This window comes from Mesorhizobium sp. (assembly GCF_005063415.1).
GTDB lineage: Bacteria > Pseudomonadota > Alphaproteobacteria > Rhizobiales > Rhizobiaceae > Mesorhizobium.
This window is the reverse complement of sequence record NZ_SUEG01000186.1, coordinates 1-875: the sequence shown is the minus strand read 5'-3', so window position 1 is coordinate 875 and position 875 is coordinate 1. Positions and strand designations below refer to the sequence as shown.

Annotated in this window: 1 protein-coding gene and 1 pseudogene; one reads left to right on the top strand and one right to left on the bottom strand. The window is 60.9% G+C overall.

What is annotated here, in order from left to right:
• Positions 1-333 (bottom strand): annotated as a pseudogene (locus E5W70_RS28745) (Rrf2 family transcriptional regulator); the annotation flags it as partial.
• A gap of 191 nt (positions 334-524) precedes the next feature.
• Here E5W70_RS28745 and E5W70_RS28740 point away from each other — a divergent pair.
• Positions 525-875 (top strand): DUF445 family protein (locus E5W70_RS28740; protein WP_292664685.1); only part of this gene is annotated, 351 nt, incomplete at its 3' end.

The window sequence follows — 875 nt, the reverse complement described above, 5'->3', positions numbered from 1 at the left end:
GTTCTTCGCCGTGCTGTCGCGCTACACGATCGCCGATCTGGTGGCGGCGTCGTTCTCGAAGCATTCGGCCATGGCAAAGCTTTCCTCCGTCACCCGCACGACATCGAACAGGCTGATCGATTCGGCCGCGCGGCCGAGCCTGACGCCGCCATTCCTGCCGCGCACCGTTTCGATCAGGCCGTTTTCGACCAGCGGCTGCAGGATCTTGAACAGGAAAAGTTCCGATACCGAATAGGCGGCGGCGATCTCGGGGATGCGGCTCAACCGCTCGGTGTTGGCGGCGCAATACATCAGAATGCGCATGGCGTAGTTGGTCTGACGGGTAAGCCGCATTGTGTCCTCACATAACAGTGGTTGGCGTCAATATGGCCTATAGTTTGGAACAATTCCAGACTGGCGCTGCATAATAGATGAATTCCGGCGTCAAGTTTGCGTGCACGATTGCGCGCACCGGAACCAGCGGCGCGCTTTCTGGGGCAGGCGACACTAGATAAGTTCGCATACACGATCAGGAGCGGCCCATCATGTCACGACCAGCCCCGGCATTTGCATCCGTCGCGTCCGTCCGGTTCGACGCCGATGCAGATGCCAAGCTTTCGGCGCTCAGGCGCACCAAATTCCTTGCCGCCGCAGCACTCGCGTTTTGCGTGCTGGTCTTTGCTGTGGCGAAATCGCTCGAGAGCCGACATGCGTGGCTGGGCTTCGTCGCCGCTTTCGCCGAAGCGGCGACGATCGGCGGGCTGGCCGACTGGTATGCGGTGGTGGCGCTGTTTCGGCGGCCGCTTGGCCTGCCGATCCCGCACACGGCCATCATCCCAGAAAACCAGAATCGCATCGCCGACAATCTCGGCCGCTTCATCGAGGTCAATTTCCTG